The organism is Streptomyces sp. 147326, from assembly GCF_045000215.1.
Classification (GTDB): domain Bacteria; phylum Actinomycetota; class Actinomycetes; order Streptomycetales; family Streptomycetaceae; genus Streptomyces.
Genome location: NZ_CP134201.1, coordinates 8,099,851 through 8,118,046 on the forward strand (window position 1 = coordinate 8,099,851; position 18,196 = coordinate 8,118,046).

Consider the following 18,196-nt stretch of genomic DNA (forward strand, 5'->3'; position numbering starts at 1 on the left):
TACGACCTATACTTTGTATATGTCATAAACATCTGCCCGTGAGGGAGGGCCGAGATGCCCCGTGAGCCCCGGGGGCCGGGCGGATCGGCCGCCGCGCCCGATCTCGCCGCCGTCGCCGACCTGCTGTGGAGGGTCGAGGCCGAGCGGACGGATTCGGGCCGCCCGCGCCTCACCCCGCGCCGGATCGTCGACGCGGCCGTCACCGTCGTCGACGCCGAAGGGCTGGACGCACTGTCGATGCAGCGCGTCGCCGCCGAGCTGGCCTGCACGGCGATGGCCCTGTACCGGCATGTGCCCGGCCGCGAGCAGCTCGTCGCGGCCATGGTCGACGCGGCCATCGGCCGGCCGCCCGTGGCGGCCGGGGCGGGGTGGCGCGCCGAGGTCGAAGCCTGGGTCGACGCGCTCTGGTCGACGTACGCCCGGCATCCGTGGATGGTGCGCGTGCCCACCGTCAGCGCGCCGGTCGGTCCGAACGAACTCGCTTGGTTCGAAGCCCTGTTGAGTCCGCTGGCCCGCTCGGGCGCCGGCCGTGGCGAGCTGATCCCGCTCGCCACCTTCATCTCCGGCGCCGTGCGCGACCTGGCCAGGGTGGCCACCGAACTCGACCCGGCCGGCGCCGCTTCCTACGGACGGATCCTCGCCGAGCGCCTCGACCCGGGGGCGTTCCCCACGCTCTGTTCCCTCGCGGGCGGGCCGGGGCTCGACGAGGAGGAGGACGGCGACGTGGCCCCGATCGTCGCCTGCGGCATCGCCCGGCTGCTCGACGGCATCGAGAAGTCCTCACCACCGAGGGAAGGAAACCGATGAACGAGAACCACGTACGACGGCTCATGGGAATCTGCGGCATCGCGGCGGGCGCACTCGCGGCCGTCGCCGTACCGCTCTACTTCGTCCACTCCGGCCCGCCGCCCGCCGGCAACGTCCTCGCCCGGATCCTCCTCAACCTCCTCACCTGCGCGGCCCTGCTGGCCTTCCTCGCGGGCCTGCGCCACGTCATCCGCGGCGCGGGTCCCGCCTTCGACTGGCCCGCCACCCTGGTCTCCGGTGCCGGGCTGGCCTACGTCACCGTCACCCTGGTCGCCGCGTCCGTAGAGGCGGGCATCGTCCTGGAGCACCCCGGCGGGGGCCTCGACCCCACCGTCGACGGCCCGCTCGCCCACGCCAACATGCTGCTGCACGGCTCGGCCGCCCGGCTGCTGACGGCGGTGCTCCTCACCGCCGCCGGGTACGCGATCCTGCGCGCCCGCGTCCTGCCGCGCTGGACCGGGTACACGGCCTACGGCGTCGCCGCGGTCAACCTCGCCTTCGTCCCCTCGCTGTTCTTCGGTACGGACGCCGCCGACTTCTACAGCGCGGTGGGCTGGGGCAACACGGCGCTGACGGCGGCCCTCCTCGTCTACTGGGCCTTCGCCGTCGGGATCGCCCTGCTGCGGAGCACCCCGCGAGCCGCCCGGGCGGCCACCGCGTAGGCCCCCCGGGTCAGCGGCGCCGGGCGTGGGCGGCCACGTCCAGGGGGGTGCCCACCGGCCGCCGCGGCGGGGTCAGCGCGACGGGCCGGCGGAAGCCGCCGGTGCGGGCGATCCCCTGGACGGTCAGGCGCAGTGCCTCCTGGAAGTCGCCCATGGTCCGGCGGGCCGCCGGGGTGTCGACGTAGAGCGAGTTCATGTGCAGCCCGTCGGTGTCCCGCTGGAACCACGAACAGGCTCCGTTGGCGCGCGCCGACCACACGTGGGTGGCGGGCCGCCAGTCGTCGTGGCGGTCGGCGCCCGGGCACTTGCGCATGTCGATGTACGAGAAGAAGTTCACCGGGTACGGCCAGGAGCGGGCGGCGAACTCCTCGGGTGCCAGCAGCTCCCACGCCCGTACGAACGGCACGTCGACATGGCCGATCATCTCGGTGAAGCCGGCCCGCACCGAGGCCATGACCTGGGCGAAGTCCCGGCCGGGTGAGGCGTCGAACTCGATGGGCATGGTGTTGACGAACCAGCCCACCGAGTTCGTCCAGGTTCCCCGGCCGCGTTCGCTGACCGGCATGAGACCCCGGTAGACGCCCGGCCCGCCCGCCTCGCGCAGGCACACGGCGACGGAGGCGAGCACCCCCATGAAGGGCTTGCCGTCGGCCGTCAGGCAGGTCTTCTCGAACACCTCGGTCTCGCCCGCGTCCAGCAGCAGCGAGGCCTCGTTGACGATCGGGTACATCCGGTCCGGCTCGACGCCCAGGTCGAGCGGGAAGCGGGGGAAGAACTCGCCGGCCCGGCCGATGAAGGACTTCCAGTAGTCCAGGCGTTCGTCGCGGGCGTCGATGGACAGGTAGCGGCGGCGCTGCTGGTCGGCGAAGTCGAGATAGCTCGGGGCGGGCGGCAGCGTGATCTCGTCGCCGCGGCACAGGGCCTCGTAGGAGGTGAGCACCTCGCTCACGACGATCGGCATCGACATGCCGTCGCAGACGATGTGGTCGAAGGCGAGGTAGACCGTGGCGGAGTCCTCGCGGAGCACCGCGCCCATGATGAACAGCGGCCAGGAGAGGGTGTCGATGCTCCGCTTGAACCGTTCGACGAGGAATCCGTTCAGCAGCTCGGCGGAGTCGAAGGTGCCCACGTGCCGGGGTTCGAGGGAGAGCCCGGCGGGGTCGAAGGGCTCGCAGGCCAGCTCCCCGGCCAGCCGGCGGAATGCGCACCGCAGCACCTCGTGCCGCCGGACGAAGGACAGCAGGGACTGCGCCAGGGCCTCCTCGTCCAGCGGGCCGGTCACTTCGAAGGTGACCGCGACCCAGGACGCGACCGGGTCGTCGGCCGCCCGGCTCTCCTCGGCGACGGTGAAGTGCTTGTCCTGGTTGAAGGACGCCTTCCTGCTCGCCGGATCGTCCGTGCCGCCGGCCTCCGCCGCCGTGGACCGGAGCCGCCACTCGACCACCCGGCCGGGTGCCACGTGGTGCATCTCCAGAGGAAACTGCCGCATACCGTCATCCCTTCGTCCCCCGGATCAACCCCCAGGCCCTAACGACCCCCGGCCCGGGGAGGTGACGAACCACTTGAACCGGGCCGAGGGGCGGGGCCGAGCGGCGGGGGGCCGAGGGGCGCGGGATCAGAGGGAGTTGAGGTCCACGGCGTCGGCCATCGCCTTGTATCCGGCGTCGTTCATGTGGAGGCGGTCGGCGGGGAAGGCGTACTCGTCCTTGATCTTGATCTCCTTGGGGTGCTCCGGGTCGGCGGGCGCGGCCAGCACCCGGTCGAAGTCCACCACCCCGTCGTACGCGCCGCTGGTGCGGATCCAGGTGTTGACGGCCGTACGGACGTCCTCGCCGCGCTCGGTCCAGTAGGCCGAGCCGTGGAACGGCGGGAGGGTGGCGCCGATGACCTTGACCCCGCGGATGCGGGCCTCGCGGATGAGCTGCCGGTATCCGGCGATGATCTCGTCGGCGGTGACCCTGGAGCCGGGCACGGTGCAGTGGTCGGGGGTGGGGGAGTCCGGCAGGACGATGTCGTTGGTGCCCTCCAGGAGGATGACGGTGCCCACGTCCGGGCGGCCGAGCGCGTCGCGCCGGAACCGGTCGAGGGCGCTCTCGCCGAAGCACGCCGAGTCGTTCAGCACCCTGTTCCCGCCGATGCCGGCGTTCAGCACCGGACGCGAACGGCCGTTGGCGGCCAGGCGCTTGGCGAGCTCGTCGGGGTAGCGGCGGTCCGCGCCGGGGGTCGCCCCGAAGCCGTCGGTGAGGGAGTCGCCGAAGGTGACGACCGCCCTCCCGGGGCTGCTCGGACGGGTGTTCTTCACGTCGACGCCGGCCAGGTAGTACCAGGAGAAGCTCGGCTGCGCGGCGGCGAAGGCGTCCGCCGCCGGGTCGCGCCGGTGGTCCCCGGAAGCCTTGTAGGACAGGGACATGGCGACGTTGTGGAAGGTGGCCGGCCCGGTCGGGCCCTCGAAGTAGAAGGTGACGGTGAGCTGTTCGAAGGCCTTGACGGGAAGGGCCACCGGATCGCTGGAGAGCTGCCCGCCGGCCGGGACCGTGACGGACTGCGCGCCCTTGAAGCGCAGGGTACGGACCGACTCCGGCTGCACGGCGGCGCCCCCGGCGGTCCGGGCGACCGTCGCACCGGTGAGCCGCAGGGGGGTCTTGCCGTAGGCGTTGGTGAGCCGGACGCGCAGCTCGGCCCCCTCGGCGCCGACACGGACCACCTGCCGCACGGACTCGCCTGCGAAGCCCGCCTCGGACCAGTTGGGGTACCAGGGGGTGGTGGCGGGGGCCTGCGGGGAGGCGCCCCAGGCGCTGTGCCAGGGGCCGTGGGGCGCGGCGGAGGCGGGAACGGTGGCGGTCACGGTCATGAGCGCGGCGGCCAGCGGGAGGGCGAGGACGATCTTCTTGGCAGTCATACTCCTCTGACCCGGGCGGGGGTGGAGATGTGACAGCCACGGCGAAAGTCTCCCGAGCCCCCTCGACCGTCCGTACGCACGCCCGCCCATCCACCTCTTCCGGGGGCGCCGCCCCGCCGCCTACTCCGTGTGCAGGGCCGCCGCGATCGTCATCCGGGCCGCCGACCGGGCGGGAACCAGTGCGCCGAGAACGGCGATCGCGACCCCGGCCAGCAGCAGGCCCGCCAACTGCGGCGCGTCCCAGACGTTCTTCATCGACTCCGGGAAGGCGACGATCCCGACGTTGTCCACCACCAGCCGGTGCGCGAGCGCCCCGAGGGGGATGCCGAGCAGTCCGCCGACCGCGCCCACTCCCGCCACCGAGGTCACGGTCATCACCACCACCTGCCGCGGAGTCATCCCGATCGACTTGAGCATGCCGAGGTCCCGGCGGCGCTCGCGGGTGCCCAGGAGGACGGTGTTGAAGACGCCGAGCGACGCGACCACGCTCAGCAGGACGGTGAACACCGACGAGAAGGTGACGACGGTGGTGGTGGCCGTGTTCACCGAATCCGACACCGAGGCGCGCAGCCCCGGGTCGACGGCCCCGGCCGCCTCGGCGTAGGCCCGGGCATCGGCTCCGGGAGCCAGCCGCACCTCGTACTCGACCGCGCGGGCGTCCGGCGCCAGCGGCAGGAGGGTCTCCCAGGAGGCCTCCAGGGCCCGCGCGTTGCCCTCGATGAGCTCGCCCACGACGGTCGCGGTCGTCTGCCTGTCGTTCAGCGCGAGGGTGACCCGGTCACCGAGCCGCAGCCCGCGCTGGGTCAGGAAGGCCGGCCCGGCCACGACCTCGCCGGCCGCCTCGGGCATCCGGCCCTTGGCGACCTGCGTGGCGTACGAGGCGCTGTCCCCGCGGTAGAAGTCGGCGAAGACGGGCCGGCTCTGCCCGACGAGGGTCACCTGGGCCAGTGCGCGGGCCCGTACCTGCGTCGCACCGGGCAGCGACCGCAGCCGTTCCTCGATCCGGGCGTCGCCGAGCAGGGGAGGGGTCCGGCCGTTGACCGGCCCCCCGGCCTCCACCCTGACCAGAGCACCGGCGCCCCCGCGTCCGGCCTCGCTGTACGCCAGCATCGTGCTGGTCAGTCCGGTCGCCAGGGTCACGGTGGTGACCCCGAGGACGATGGCCGCCAGGGTCAGCAGCGTGCGGCCGGGGCGGGCGAACGGCTGCCCCAGGCCCATGCTGACCGCGCGCGGCAGCCGGCTGCCGCCGAGCGCGCGCTGGACGCGCAGCCCGCGGCCCGTCAGGGGGGCGCTGCCCGCGCTGATCGCCCGGGCCGCCGGCAGCCGGTGCGCCCGCAGCGCGGGGACCAGCGCGGTGAGCAGGACGAGGGCGGGCATCCCCAGCAGACAGACGACCGACACCCACGAGGAGACGCCGCCGACGGCGGCCCGGCCGGTCTCGATGCCGGAGAACGCGACCCCCAGGATGGGCTCGGCCAGCGCGTTGCCGAGCAGGGTGCCGGCGGCGGAGCCGACGACGGCCGGCACGGCCATCATCGTCAGGTACACGGCGACCACCTGGTTCGGGGTGAAGCCCAGGGCCTTGAGCACGCCGATGTGCCGGTAACCGGAGACGACCGCCCCGCTGACGACGTTCCCGACGATCAGGGCGGAGACCAGCAGGCCGAGGACACCGAAGAGCGTCATGAAGGGGAGATAGGCGTCGGCCAGTGACGAGAAGGCCTTCCTCAGGTCGAGGTGCGTGTGCGCGCTGGTCAGCGACCCCTCGGACAGTCCGGAGGTGGCTCCGGCCAGTGCGGAGCTCAGCTGCGCGTCCGTCGAGGAGCCGGTGAAGCGGTAGAGCATCTGAGCGGTGGCCGGACGCAGCGCGGTCATCTGCTCGGGAGAGACCCAGGCGTCCGCCGACTTGCTCATGCCCGCCGCGAATCCCACGACCGTCAGCGGCGCGGATCCGGGGACCTCCAGCATGGTTCCCAGCAGCTCCGGGCCGGGGGAGCCGTCGGAGGTCCAGCCGACGACGATCTCACCGGGTGCGGTCGCCCAGCGGCCCTCCAGGACCTCGACGCGGTCCACCGGGCCGCCCGGGTCCGCCCGGCCCACCACGGTGAGCGAGCCGCCCGGCATCCAGAGCCAGCCCTCGGGCACGTCCACGACGCTCTGCCCGAACGGCCCCGCGGCGGCCGTCACACCGGGCCGCCGGGCGGTCTGCGCCAGCTGCTCCGGCGTGACCTTCGCCGTGTCGAAGACCGCCACGGTGTGCGGGCCGCGCTGGGCGGCGTACGCCTTGTCGAAGGGGCTGGTGGCGACGTCGAGCAGCCCCAGCGCGAGCAGGACGGTCGTGGTCGAGCAGAGCACGACCAGTCCGATGACGAAGCTCTGGAGCCTGCGGCGCTTCACGGCCGCGCGCGAGGCCCGCCACACGGCGCTCACGCGGTCGCCTCCAGCGCGCTCTCCCGGGCGACCCTGCCGTCGGCGACCTCGACCAGGCGGCCGGCGCAGCGGGTGGCCAACTGCGGGTCGTGCGTGACGATCAGCAGGGTCTGGCCGATCTGGTTCAGGTCGATGAGCAGGTCCATCACCTGCTCGCCCGACCGGCTGTCGAGGGCGCCGGTCGGCTCGTCCGCCAGCAGCAGCGCCGGACGGTTCATCAGGGCCCTCGCCACGGCGACCCGTTGGCGTTCCCCGCCGCTGAGCGTCGCCGGGTAGTTGTTCCGGCGGTCGGCCACGCCGAGCTCGTCGAGCAGCTCCAGGGCGCGCCGGCGCGCCTGCCGGGCGGAGGTGCCCGTCAGCTGGGCGGCCAGCGCCACGTTGTCCAGGACGGGCAGGTCGTCGATCAGGTTGAAGAACTGGAAGATCATGCCGATGTGCCGGCGCCGGAACAGCGCCAGCCCGGTCTCGTTGAGCGTCCCCAGGTCCTGACCCTGCACCTCGACGGTGCCCGCCGTCGGCCGGTCCAGCCCGGCCACCATGTTGAGCAGCGTGGACTTGCCGCAGCCGGAGGGGCCCATCACGGCCACCGCCTCCCCCCGCCGGATCTCCAGGGACAGGCCGTCCAGAGCCTTCGCGTCGCCGTACTCCTTGTGCACACCGTCCAGTCGTACGACGACCTGCCGCGCACTGTCGTGATCAGTTGTCATGGCCCGAACCTAAAGTGGAGCCCGCGGACGGTGCGTCCGCCCCCGGATGTAACCCTGGGGGCAGGTCATCCCGGGGATGTACGAGGCGGGTCCGGCAGAATGACATCGAGGCGTACACGGGTGGGGAGTTGACGGTGGGGCTGATCATCGCCGTGGTGGCGGCCTGCCTTTCGGCGGCCGCGGCCGGCGGGCTGGGCGTGGCCCTGCTGCGCGCCCGGCGCGGCCACCGGGCGGCGATCGAGGCGCGCGGGTGGCTGCTGGAGCGGGAGCGGGAGAGCGCGGCCCGCACCGCTGTCGATGCCGAACGGACCAGGATCGCGGCCGAGCTCCACGACATCGTCAGCCACAACGTGAGCCTGATGGTGGTCCAGGCGGGAGCCGCCCGCGAGGTGCTGGGCACGATGCCGGACGAGGCCGCGTCGGCCATGGGCGCCGTGGAGCAGGCGGGGCGGAACACGATGACCGAACTGCGGCACCTGCTGGGCCTGCTCGCACCCGCCCAGGACGGCGCGGACGAGCCGTACGAGCCGTACGAGGCGCAGGGGGCCGCGGCCGCCGCCCGGCTGTCGCCGCAGCCGAGCCTCGCCAGGCTCGGCTCGCTGATCGACCGGTTCGCCTTCGCCGGCCTGCCGGTGGAGGTACGGATCTCCGGCGACTCGCGCCCGCTCCCGGCGGGGATCGACGTCACGGCGTACCGGATCATCCAGGAGGCGCTGACCAATGCTCTCAAACACGGACACGGAGGCAAGACGGAAGTGACGGTGCGATACGCGGAACACGCGCTGCGCGTGGAGGTGCTGGGCGGCGGACCGAGCGTGCTGACGGGAGGCACGCCCGGACCCCGGCCGACCGGTGGCGGGAACGCTCCGAAGGCCGGGGGCGCCGGCCGCGGACTGCTCGGCCTGCGCGAGCGCGTCGCCGTCTACGGGGGCGACTTCGACGCCCGCCGCCGCCTCGGCGGCGGATACCGGGTGCGCGCCCGCCTCCCCCTGGACCGGCCGTGAGCACGCCCGCCGGGGCCGCCCCGGCCGCGCCGTCGCCCCGGGTGGTGATCGCCGATGACCAGGACCTGGTCCGCACCGGCTTCCGGCTGATCCTGACGGCCCGGGGGATCGACGTGGTCGGCGTGGCCGCCGACGGGCTGGAGGCGGTCGCGGCGGTGCGCCGGCTGCGCCCGGACGTCGTCCTGCTCGACATCCGGATGCCGAACATGGACGGCCTGGAGGCCGCCCGGCGCATCCTCGCCGAATCCCCGCGCTGTCGGGTGATCATGCTGACCACCTTCGACCTCGACCAGTACGTGTACGCCGCCCTGGCCGCCGGAGCCAGCGGCTTCCTGCTCAAGGACGTCACCCCCGAACATCTCGCCGCAGCCGTCCGTCTCGTCGGCACCGGCGATGCGCTGCTCTCCCCGTCGATCACCCGGCGGCTGGTGGAACGCTGCGCCCCGGGCGCGGCCGGCGCTGACCGCCTCACGACCGCCGGCGCCCGGGAACTGGCCGCGCTGACGCCGCGCGAACGCGAGGTGCTGACCCTGATGGGCCACGGCCGTTCCAACGCCGAGCTGGCGCGGGAACTGACGCTCAGCGAGGCCACGGTGAAGACCCATGTGGCCCGCATCTTCGCGAAGCTGTCCCTGCGCGACCGGGCGCAGGCCGTGGTCCTGGCCTACGAGAGCGGCCTGGTCACCCCGGGCTCGGCCGTCTCCTCCGGTGCGGCGCGCGGTCCGGAGCCCGCTGGGTGAACTCGGCCCGGCTGCAGGTGGCCCGGCGGGCCGTCAGGGCACCAGATCCGTCATCACCGTGCGCGGCAGCGCGGGATTGGCGGCGGCCTCCTGGGCCGCCTGGGGGTCCTCGTCGGAGAGCAGTGCGGTGAGGGTCGCCGCCGGGAGGGCCGGATGGGCGGCGGCCAACGGGCGGGCCGTCCTGTCCGCCAGGCAGGCCAGCAGGGCCGGACCCGCCGCGTTCGGGTGCCGGGCGACCTCCTTGAAGACCTTCCGCACCGGCGGTTGATGCCGGGTCAGGTCCTCCAGCAGGGATCCGGACGCGTCCGGGTTGGCGGCCACCGCCGCGAGGACCTGCACCCCGTGGAGCGAGACCATCGAGCGCAGCCGGTCCTCGGACAGGCCCGGATGCGGGGCGACGGCCCTGACCACCGCCGCATCCCGGTCCCCGGCCAGCGCGTCGCGCAACTCCGCCGGCAGATCGCGCCGCTGCGCCACGAGCATCCGTACGGCCGCATGCGGGGACGCGGCCAGTTCCGCGAGTTCGGAGGGCGTGGCGGCGGCGATCCGCGGCAGCAGGTCCGGCCAGGTCCGGAGCGTGGTGGCCAGCCCCACCAACACGTCGAGCGGCGCCCGCGGATGCTGCGCCAGGCTCCGCCGTACGTCGTCCTCCGGGTCGGTGGCCAGGACCCGGATCAGCTCCGGCCCGATCCCGGGGTTCCTCGCGAGCGTGGCCCGGACCCCGGGCCGCGGGTCGGCGGCCGTCCGCGCGTACAGGGTCTGCGGCAGATCGGTGCGCTCGGCGAACACCCAGGTCAGCGACAGTTCGGGGTCCTCGGCGAGGGCGGTCACGGCAGGAGCCGGCGTGGCCGGGTTGGCCGCCGCCGCGCGGCGGACCTCGGGATGCGGATGCCGCGCGAGGCGGGCGGCTTCGGGGGATTCGGTGGTCCAGAGGGCCAGTTCGGTGACGACCTCCACGTCCGGGTCGGCGGAGAGGATCGTGACGACGTCCGGGGGAAGGGCGGGGCAGGAGGCCAGTTTCCAGCGGACGTCGGGGGAGGGGTCCGCCGCGAACAGACGGGCCCACTCCGGCAGGCCGCGGCCCTCGTCGAGGAGGGCGAGGGCCGCGTACGGCCGCACCTCCGGGTCGACGTCGGCGGCGGTCAGGTGCCCGATGCGGGCGAGCAGCACGGCGGTGCGCTCGTCGCGCGCTGCCAGGGCCGCCACCTGGGCGCGGCCGAGGCCGGCGCGCCCGGTCAGGGCCCGGACCAGATCGTCGACCAGTTCCTCGGCGCGGTCATCGGCGTGGCTCTCGGAGGGGTCGGGCTCCGCCATGGCCCGGGCGATGAGCCGGTCGACCAGTTCGGGCGGCAGCGCGGGATTGGCGGCGAGGCCGCACAGGAGGTCGTTCACTGGCGGGCTCCCGGTCTGTGGTGCGGCGGCGGCCGTCCGGATCCGGGCCGGCGCCGCGGGGTGAGGTTGGCGCGGCGCCGGCGAGGCCGCTCCGCGGTGAGGGGGTCGATCTCCCGGCGGATCCGGTCCGGTTCGGCGGCCGGCCGGTTCCGCCGGGGACGATACAGCGGCGAGGGCGGGACCGTGAAGCGGATTGATCAGCCGTCGCCGGCGCGCCGTTCCAGCGGCGTTGCTACTGCGGAGTTGCTCACACTGAAGGTGACGCTGCCGGGCCGGTAGCGGTCGTCGGACCACTCGATCGGGCGGCCGGTCGACGTGGCGGAGACGTGCCGCTGGCGCAGCAGCGGACTGCCGCGCCGGACCGCCAGCAGCCGGGCGTCCTCGCTGCCGGCCGGAAGGGCGTCGATGAGGTGCTCGCCGTAGTGGGCGACGACCCCGGAGCCGTCCGCCAGCCGGTCCATGATGGAGCGGCAGTCCTCCGGCATGGCCTCCACCGCCGCCGCGACCCAGTCGGGGTAGGCCGTCCGCTCGACCATGGTGGGTTCCCCGTCGAGCAGGCGCAGCCGCAGCACCGCGAGGATCTCCGCGCCCGGCGCCACCGCGAGCCGCTCCGCCTCCTCGGCGGTCGCGGGCCGGCGGGTGCGGGAGAGGAAGCGGCTGGCGGCCTCGTGCCCGACCCCCTCGGCCCACTGGGCGAAGCTGTTCAGTTCACCGAAGCTGTGCCGGCGCTCGTGGCGCAGAACGATCCTCCGCGCGCCCTGCCGGGAACCGATCAGCCCCTCGGCGGCGAGGGTGGCCACCGCCTGGCGGACCGTGCCGCGCGAGGCGGACCAGCGGGCGGCCAGGTCGCTCTCGGAGGGCAGTTGGGAGCCCACCGGGTGCTCGCCGGAGAGGATCGCCCGGCGCAGCGCATCGGCGATCTCCAGATAACGGACCGTGCCCATGCCCTTCGCCCCCTGGTCGGTGCGTACGGATCACCCCGGTCGATGCCGTACTCATGATCATTCCAACATGCCCTGTCACGACTTGTTCCGGTCATTCTCAGCTCTTCGTCGAGCCGTGCTCCCGGAGACGGGCGCCGTTCACCGTCCGTACAGCGAGCCCGGGCGAACTGGTGCCAACTTGTTCAGACAAGTGAACCCACCCTCGTCTCCGGGAGAGACCGTGCTCAGTTCCTCCGCCCGTCGCGGTGCGGCCGTACTGCTCAGCGCCGCCGTACTCACCACGCTCAGCGCGTGTGGTGCGGCACCCGACCAGAAGTCCGGCGGCGCCGACGCCACCAAGACCGGCGTACAGCCGGGCGCCGCGGCCTCGGTGGCCGACTTCGGCTCGATGGAGGCCCTCGTCGCCGCCGCGCAGAAGGAGGGCAAGCTCAATGTGATCGCGCTGCCGCCGGACTGGGCGAACTACGGCGAGATCATCAAGGCCTTCGAGGCCAAGTACAAGATCAAGGTGAACAGCGAGAACCCGGACGCCTCCAGCGCCGACGAGATAGCCGCGGTCAAGTCCCGCAAGGGCCAGGACCGCGCCCCCGACGTGCTGGACCTCGGCATCGCCTTCGCCCGCAGCGGCGCCGCCGAGAAGCTCTTCGCCCCGTACAAGGTCACCGCCTGGGACAAGATCCCCGGCTCCCAGAAGGACGCCGACGCCCGCTGGTACAACGACTACGGCGGCTACGTCTCCATCGGCTGCGACGCGGCCCGCATCACCACCTGCCCGAAGACCTTCGCCGATCTCCTCAAGCCGGAGTACAAAGGCAAGGTCGCCCTCAACGGCAACCCCACCAAGTCCGGTTCTGCCTTCGGCGGCGTCTACGCGGCCTCGCTCGCCAACAAGGGCTCCTTCGCGGACATCCAGCCGGGCATCGACTTCTTCGGGCAGCTGAAGAAGAGCGGGAACTTCATCCCCGTCGAGTCCACCCCGGCCACCGTCGAGAAGGGCGAGACGCCCATCTCCATCGACTGGGACTACCTGAACGCCGGCTACGCCGAGCAGTTCAAGGGCAAGGGCGTCGACTGGAAGGTCACCGTCCCCGCCGACGGCGTCTTCGCCCAGTTCTACTCGCAGGCCATCAACGTGGACGCCCCGAACCCGGCGGCCGCCCGCCTGTGGATGGAGTTCCTCTACAGCGCCGAGGGCCAGAACCTCTGGCTCAAGGGACACGCCCGCCCGGTGCTGCTGCCCGTCATGACCGAGGACGGCACCGCCGACAAGGACGCCGTCACCAAGCTCCCGCAGGTCCAGGGCACCCCGGCCTTCCCGGCCTCCGCGGAGCTCGACCGGGCCAAGGCCACGCTCGCCGAGAAGTGGGACAAGGCACTCTCCTGATGTCCACCTCCGACTCACGCGCCGCCGGCGGCACCAGCCGCCGGCGGCGCGGCCCGCGCACCTGGCTCGCGGCCCTCCCGCTCCTCGTCTTCACCGGGCTCTGCTTCGGCATCCCGCTCGGCGCCATGGCCTTCGGCGCGGTCACCCGCACCGACCAGGCGAGCGGCACCACCCGGCTGACCGGCGAACACCTCGCGCGTTCGCTCCAGGGCCCCTACCTCGGCTCCCTGGTCGGCAGCGTCCAGCTCTCCGCCCTCACCGCACTCGTCGGCGGAGTACTCGGCGTCGTCATCGCCCAGGCCGTGGTCACCTCCCGCTCCAAGGGCCTGCGCAGCGCGGCACTGACCGCCTCGGGCGTACTCGCCAACTTCGGCGGCGTACCGCTCGCGTTCGCCTTCATCGCCACCGTCGGCATCTCCGGAGTCGTCACCCAGCTCGCCGATCTCGGCAGCCTCGGCTGGAACCTGTACTCCTTCACCGGCCTCACCGTGGTCTACCTGTACTTCCTGATCCCGCTGATGGTGCTGGTGATCGCCCCGGCGCTGGACGGACTGCGCCCGCAATGGCGCGAGGCCGCCCAGAGCAGCGGGGCCACCGGATGGCAGTTCTGGCGCCACGTCGGCCTGCCCGTGCTCGCCCCCTCCCTGCTGGGCGGGTTCGTGCTGCTCTTCGGGACCGCCTTCGCCGCCCACGCCACGGCCGCGGCCCTCGTCGGCGGCTCCGTACCGCTCGTCACGCTCAAGATCGCGGACGCGCTGTCCGGGAACGTGCTCACCGGCCAGGAGAACGTGGCGCTCGCCCTCGGCCTCGACATGATCCTGATCGCCGCCCTGGTCATGGCGGTCTACCTGCCCCTCCAGCGACGGAGCGCCCGATGGCTGCGATGAACACCCCCGCCCCGCCGGCCCGGGCCATCCCGCCCGGCGAGCTCCGGGCGGACGACCGCCCGGACGGGCCCGCGCACGGAGACTCCCCGGCACCGGCACCGGCACCGGCACCGGCCCCCGCTTCCGCCCCGTCCGGCACCCCGGCCCGGCAGGGCCGCGGCGCCCGCCGGCCCGGGGTCTGGCGCGGAGCCGTCCTCGCCCTGGCCGGCGTCTACTTCCTCGGCCCGCTCCTCGCCTCCTTCGTCTTCACCGTGCACGTGCCCGGCCAGGGGATCACCTTCGAGGCGTACGGCGAACTGCTCTCCGCCGACGGCTTCACCGAGAGCCTGCTGCTCTCCCTCGGCCTCGCCGCCGCGACGATCGCGCTGTCGCTGCTGCTCGCGGTGCCCGCGCTGGTGGCCGTACGCATCGGCTCCCCGCGACTGCGTCCGGTCGTCGAGGTGATGTGCATGCTGCCGCTGGTGGTGCCGCCGATCGCGCTGGTCACCGGAATCTCCACGGTGCTGCGCTGGGGACCGGAACACCTGTCGCGGACCCCGCTCTACCAGACCTTCATCGCCGTCCAGAACGAGAAGTTCCCCGTCGTCCTGGTCCTCGCCTACACCGTCCTGGCGCTGCCCTTCGTCTACCGCTCGCTCGACGCGGGGATGCGCGCCGTCGACGTGCCGACGCTCGTCGAGGCCGCCCGCAGCTGTGGCGCGAGCTGGCCGTACGTCGTCCTGCGCGTGCTCCTGCCGAACCTGCGGGCCTCGCTCGCCGGCGCCGCCTTCCTCACCCTGGCCCTGGTGCTCGGCGAGTTCACCATCGCCTCCCTCCTCGGGTTCCAGCCGTTCGCCGTGTGGATCGTCTCGATCTCCGGAGCACAGGCCCGCATGTCCGTGGCCGTCTCCATCCTCAGCCTGCTCATCACCTGGCTGCTGCTGATCGCCCTCTCACGGGCGGGGACCACCCCCTCCACCGCCGCGGCCGCCCCCGCCACCACCTCCCGCAAGGAGTCCTGACCCCCATGCCCACCACCCTCCCCGCGGCCGGGAAGCCGGCGGACGCCACCGAGCCCGCGGACCGCACCGAGCAGCCGGCCGGCGCGCGCGTCGAATTCCGCGGCCTGCGCAGGGCGTTCGGCTCCACCGTCGCCCTCGACGGCCTCGACCTGACCGTCGAGCCCGGCGAACTCCTGGCCCTGCTCGGCCCGTCGGGCTGCGGAAAGACCACCGCCCTGCGCGTCGTCGCGGGCTTCGAGCAGCCCGACTCCGGTGACGTGCTCGTCGACGGACAGGACATCACCCGGGTCCCGGCCAACCGCCGCGACGCCGGCATGGTCTTCCAGTCGTACAGCCTCTTCCCCAACCTCAACGCCCGCGACAACGTCGCCTTCGGACTGCGCGTACGCAAGGTCGGGGCGGCGCAGCGCCGCGAACGGGCCGCCGAACTGCTCGACCTGGTCGGCCTCCCCGACCACGGCGACCGCTACCCGCACCAGATGTCGGGCGGCCAGCAGCAGCGCGTCGCGCTCGCCCGCGCGCTGGCCCTGCGCCCGAGGGTGCTGCTGCTCGACGAGCCGCTGTCCGCGCTGGACGCCAAGGTGCGGTCGAACCTGCGCGAGGAGATCCGCCGGCTCCAGCTCTCCCTCGGCATCACCACCGTGTTCGTCACGCACGACCAGGAGGAGGCGCTGTCGATGGCCGACCGGGTCGCCGTCCTGAACGCCGGCCGGCTGGAGCAGTGCGCGGCCCCGGCCGAGCTGTACGACCGCCCCGCGACCCCCTTCGTCGCCGAGTTCGTCGGCACCATGAACCGGCTGCCCGGACGGCTCGCCGACTCGGGCCTCGTGGAGGTCGCCGGAGCGCGCCTGCCGGTGGACGGCCCGGCGCCGTCGACCCCGGACGTGGAGGTCCTCGTACGACCCGAGAACGTGACGGCGACCGCCGACACGCAGGGCACGGCCACCGTGGTCGCCGCCTCCTTCTTCGGCTCCGTGACCCGGCTCCACCTGGAACTGCCCGGCGGGGTACCGGTCAAGGCGGACCTGCCCTCGCGGGACGCCGGAGCCCTGGTGCCCGGTGCGCGGGCCGCCGTGGGACTGGCCGAGCGGCCGGTGCTCGTCGTGGCCAGGTCCGCGTGAGCGCCCTCGCCGCGGTCCTGTTCGACATGGACGGCACCCTCGTCGACACGGAGGGGCTGTGGTGGCGGGCCACCGAGGCGGTGGCCGACGGCCTCGGCCACCGCCTCACCGACGCCGACGCGCCCGAGGTGGTCGGCCGCGCCGTGGAGGACACCGCCGCACACCTCGTACGGGTCTCGGGAGGGGGAGACCCGTACGAGGTGGGGGCGGCCCTCACCGACCACTTCTTCCGCCGGGTGGAGGCGGGGGCGCCGATGCGGCCCGGCGCCCAGCGGCTGCTGACCGCGCTCACGGCGGAGGGCGTGCCCTTCGCCCTGGTCAGCGCGTCCCCGCGGGTGGTCGTGGACTCGGTGGTCGGGGGCTCGCTGGCCCATGTCCCCTTCGCCTTCACCCTGTCCGCCGACGACACGGCCCGGACCAAGCCGCACCCGGACCCGTACCGGGCCGCGGCCGGACGGCTGGGCCTCGTACCGCAGGCGTGCGTGGCGGTGGAGGACTCGCCGGACGGCGCCGCCTCCGCGGAGGCGGCCGGCTGCGGGGTCCTGGTCGTGCCTTCACTGCTGGCCGTCCCCGCCTCACCGAAACGGGTCTTCGCCCGCTCCCTGGAGGAGGCCACCCCCGAACTCCTGCGGAGCTGCCTGCCGGCCACCTCCTGAGACCCGTCCCTGCCGGTCAGGCCGGGCGGTCGGTCCCCGCGGCGGAAAAGGTTCGGCGGGTGGGCGGCGGTCCTGCCTAGGGTGGGCGGATGAACGGGATACAGATCGTGGCCGACCAGGGTGAGTGGCGGGGCGGGTTCGAGGAGCGGGTGCTGGCCGGCTACCGGGCTGCGGGGTGCTCGGAGCCGCTGGCCCGGGCCCTGCTGGAGCGGGCGGTGGAGGGTATCGACGGCTGGACGGTCGCCACGGACGGCACCGGCTGGATCGCGGTCGGGGTGACGGAGGACAACGGCGCGACCGTGGGCCGGATCCATGACCTCACGGTGCCGCAGGGGCGCGCGTGGGCCGAGCGGTGGTGCGCCGAGCACGGGGCGCAGCGGGTGGAGGTCCGGCTCACCGGCGGGGCGGGGGCGTTCGCCGACTACCCCGTACGGCAACAGATCCGGATGAGTGCCACGGCCGAGCGGCCCGAGCTCCCGCCGGGCCTGACGGTCCGCCGGCTCACCGAGGAGGAGTACCCGGCCTGGTACGCCGCCGAGGAGGCCGGGTACATCGCGGACATCGTCCGGTCCGGAGCCCTGACCCCGGAGCAGGCCAAGGCGAAGTCCGACCAGGAATTCGCCCGTTACCTCCCGCAGGGATACCTGACCCCGGGCCACGCCTTCTACGTGATGGAGGCCGACGGCCAGGCGGTCGGCACCGGCTGGGTGAACCACGGCTTCCTGCCGGGCGTCACCTTCGGCTTCTCGCTGGAGGTGTACGAGGAGCACCGCGGCAAGGGCCACGGCCGGGCCGCGATGGGCGTCGGCGAGTGGGCCACCCGGCAGGGCGGCGACGAGGCGATGATGTTCAACGTCTTCGGCGGCAACGACGTCGCGATGAGCCTGTACGACAGCACCGGCTTCGCCGTGCTGGACGAGTACCGCTCGATCGGCCTCTGAGCGGTCAGGGGATCCGGCCCGGCGAGGTCCTCAGGAACCGGCGGCGCGGAAGGCCGTGGCGCGGACGGTGGTGCCGCAGAGCGCGAACTCGCCGCCGTCGTCGGGCGAAACCTGGAGGCCGCCGCCTCCCACGCCCAGCACGACCGAGGGCGCGACGGTCGGCTCCGCGCCGGAGGCGCAGTACCCGTCGGCCTCACCGAGCACCGGGGTGAAGGTGAGCTGCGTCCAGGCCCGGCCACCGGCCTGCAGCTCCACGGGGCGCGCCTGGCCCTGAGGGACCACGTTCAGGGACTTGTTGCGGTCCGGCGAGCCCTGACCGGCGAGGGCGACGGTGGGGAACCCCTTCAGGGAGCACGCCTGCGGACCTTCGTTCAGCAAGGTGATCCGCACCTGGCTGCCGCGGATCTGCCGCGCGCCGTCGGCGACGAGCTGTGTGTTCGCGCAGGGCGGGGCGGGTGCCCGCCGCCCGTCCGGCTGCTGAGCCGAGGCGCCCTGACCCGCGGCCAGCAACAGGCCGCACGTCACGGCGCCCGTCGCGAGCCAGCGGGTCGTGGCCCTGGCCACGCCTGCATGCGTCGTGCCCTTCATACGGTCTCCTCATGGTCCGCAGGACGCCCGCTC

17 protein-coding genes are annotated in these 18,196 nt (G+C 73.6%); 10 read left to right on the plus strand and 7 right to left on the minus strand.

Going from position 1 to position 18,196, the window contains the following annotated elements; genetic code table 11:
* Positions 1-54 precede the first annotated feature (54 nt).
* Both RIU97_RS37290 and RIU97_RS37295 read left to right on the plus strand, forming a co-directional pair.
* Positions 55-807, plus strand: a complete 753-nt coding sequence (locus RIU97_RS37290) for a TetR/AcrR family transcriptional regulator (protein ID WP_404961894.1) — start codon at positions 55-57, stop codon at positions 805-807.
* Positions 804-1,469 (plus strand): hypothetical protein, encoded by a 666-nt coding sequence (locus tag RIU97_RS37295; protein ID WP_404961895.1) that lies wholly within the window; start codon positions 804-806, stop codon positions 1,467-1,469. The genes RIU97_RS37290 and RIU97_RS37295 overlap by 4 nt, the downstream gene beginning before the upstream one ends.
* Before the next feature lie 10 nt (positions 1,470-1,479).
* Here RIU97_RS37295 and RIU97_RS37300 read toward each other — a convergent pair whose 3' ends face one another.
* From RIU97_RS37300 to RIU97_RS37315, 4 genes are all read right to left on the minus strand, one after another.
* Positions 1,480-2,958, minus strand: a complete 1,479-nt coding sequence (locus RIU97_RS37300) for a condensation domain-containing protein (protein WP_404961897.1) — start codon at positions 2,956-2,958, stop codon at positions 1,480-1,482.
* 126 nt (positions 2,959-3,084) lie between these two features.
* The gene (locus RIU97_RS37305; RefSeq protein WP_404961898.1) at positions 3,085-4,368 is read right to left on the minus strand and encodes an SGNH/GDSL hydrolase family protein; all 1,284 of its coding nucleotides are present in this window, start codon (positions 4,366-4,368) and stop codon (positions 3,085-3,087) included.
* A gap of 120 nt (positions 4,369-4,488) precedes the next feature.
* On the minus strand, positions 4,489-6,798 hold the full coding sequence (locus tag RIU97_RS37310) for an FtsX-like permease family protein (RefSeq protein ID WP_404961899.1): 2,310 nt from the start codon (positions 6,796-6,798) through the stop codon (positions 4,489-4,491).
* The gene (locus tag RIU97_RS37315) at positions 6,795-7,505 is read right to left on the minus strand and encodes an ABC transporter ATP-binding protein (RefSeq protein ID WP_404961900.1); all 711 of its coding nucleotides are present in this window, start codon (positions 7,503-7,505) and stop codon (positions 6,795-6,797) included. Before RIU97_RS37315 ends, RIU97_RS37310 begins: the two co-directional genes overlap by 4 nt.
* A 134-nt stretch (positions 7,506-7,639) precedes the next feature.
* On the opposite strand from RIU97_RS37315, the gene RIU97_RS37320 reads away from it, so the two are divergent.
* Together RIU97_RS37320 and RIU97_RS37325 are read left to right on the plus strand one after the other, a co-directional pair.
* Complete coding sequence (locus tag RIU97_RS37320; protein ID WP_404961901.1) at positions 7,640-8,509, plus strand: sensor histidine kinase; 870 nt, start codon at positions 7,640-7,642, stop codon at positions 8,507-8,509.
* The gene (locus tag RIU97_RS37325; RefSeq protein ID WP_404961902.1) at positions 8,506-9,249 is read left to right on the plus strand and encodes a response regulator; all 744 of its coding nucleotides are present in this window, start codon (positions 8,506-8,508) and stop codon (positions 9,247-9,249) included. Before RIU97_RS37320 ends, RIU97_RS37325 begins: the two co-directional genes overlap by 4 nt.
* A gap of 33 nt (positions 9,250-9,282) precedes the next feature.
* On the opposite strand, the gene RIU97_RS37330 is transcribed toward RIU97_RS37325, so the two are convergent.
* Together RIU97_RS37330 and RIU97_RS37335 are read right to left on the minus strand one after the other, a co-directional pair.
* The gene (locus tag RIU97_RS37330; protein WP_404963075.1) at positions 9,283-10,563 is read right to left on the minus strand and encodes a hypothetical protein; all 1,281 of its coding nucleotides are present in this window, start codon (positions 10,561-10,563) and stop codon (positions 9,283-9,285) included.
* 275 nt (positions 10,564-10,838) lie between these two features.
* Positions 10,839-11,585 carry a GntR family transcriptional regulator gene (locus tag RIU97_RS37335; RefSeq protein ID WP_404961903.1) on the minus strand — a complete coding sequence of 249 codons (747 nt, stop codon included), beginning with the start codon at positions 11,583-11,585 and terminating at the stop codon, positions 10,839-10,841.
* A gap of 220 nt (positions 11,586-11,805) precedes the next feature.
* On the opposite strand from RIU97_RS37335, the gene RIU97_RS37340 reads away from it, so the two are divergent.
* The 6 genes from RIU97_RS37340 (at position 11,806) to RIU97_RS37365 (ending at position 17,575) form a co-directional block, all read left to right on the plus strand.
* Positions 11,806-12,969, plus strand: coding sequence for an ABC transporter substrate-binding protein (locus tag RIU97_RS37340; protein ID WP_404961904.1), 1,164 nt, complete (start codon positions 11,806-11,808; stop codon positions 12,967-12,969).
* On the plus strand, positions 12,969-13,856 hold the full coding sequence (locus RIU97_RS37345) for an ABC transporter permease (protein WP_404961905.1): 888 nt from the start codon (positions 12,969-12,971) through the stop codon (positions 13,854-13,856). The genes RIU97_RS37340 and RIU97_RS37345 overlap by 1 nt, the downstream gene beginning before the upstream one ends.
* A complete protein-coding gene (locus RIU97_RS37350) occupies positions 13,844-14,857 on the plus strand; it encodes an ABC transporter permease (RefSeq protein ID WP_404961906.1) in 1,014 nt (337 codons plus the stop codon). The genes RIU97_RS37345 and RIU97_RS37350 overlap by 13 nt, the downstream gene beginning before the upstream one ends.
* Positions 14,858-14,862: 5 nt before the next feature.
* Positions 14,863-15,978, plus strand: a complete 1,116-nt coding sequence (locus tag RIU97_RS37355) for an ABC transporter ATP-binding protein (RefSeq protein WP_404961907.1) — start codon at positions 14,863-14,865, stop codon at positions 15,976-15,978.
* Entirely contained in the window at positions 15,975-16,634 is a 660-nt protein-coding gene (locus tag RIU97_RS37360; protein ID WP_404961908.1) for an HAD family hydrolase, read from the plus strand. Before RIU97_RS37355 ends, RIU97_RS37360 begins: the two co-directional genes overlap by 4 nt.
* 89 nt (positions 16,635-16,723) lie before the next feature.
* Positions 16,724-17,575 carry a GNAT family N-acetyltransferase gene (locus tag RIU97_RS37365; protein ID WP_404961909.1) on the plus strand — a complete coding sequence of 284 codons (852 nt, stop codon included), beginning with the start codon at positions 16,724-16,726 and terminating at the stop codon, positions 17,573-17,575.
* Positions 17,576-17,605: 30 nt separating this feature from the next.
* On the opposite strand, the gene RIU97_RS37370 is transcribed toward RIU97_RS37365, so the two are convergent.
* Positions 17,606-18,163 (minus strand): DUF4232 domain-containing protein, encoded by a 558-nt coding sequence (locus RIU97_RS37370; RefSeq protein WP_404961910.1) that lies wholly within the window; start codon positions 18,161-18,163, stop codon positions 17,606-17,608.
* Positions 18,164-18,196: the final 33 nt, after the last annotated feature.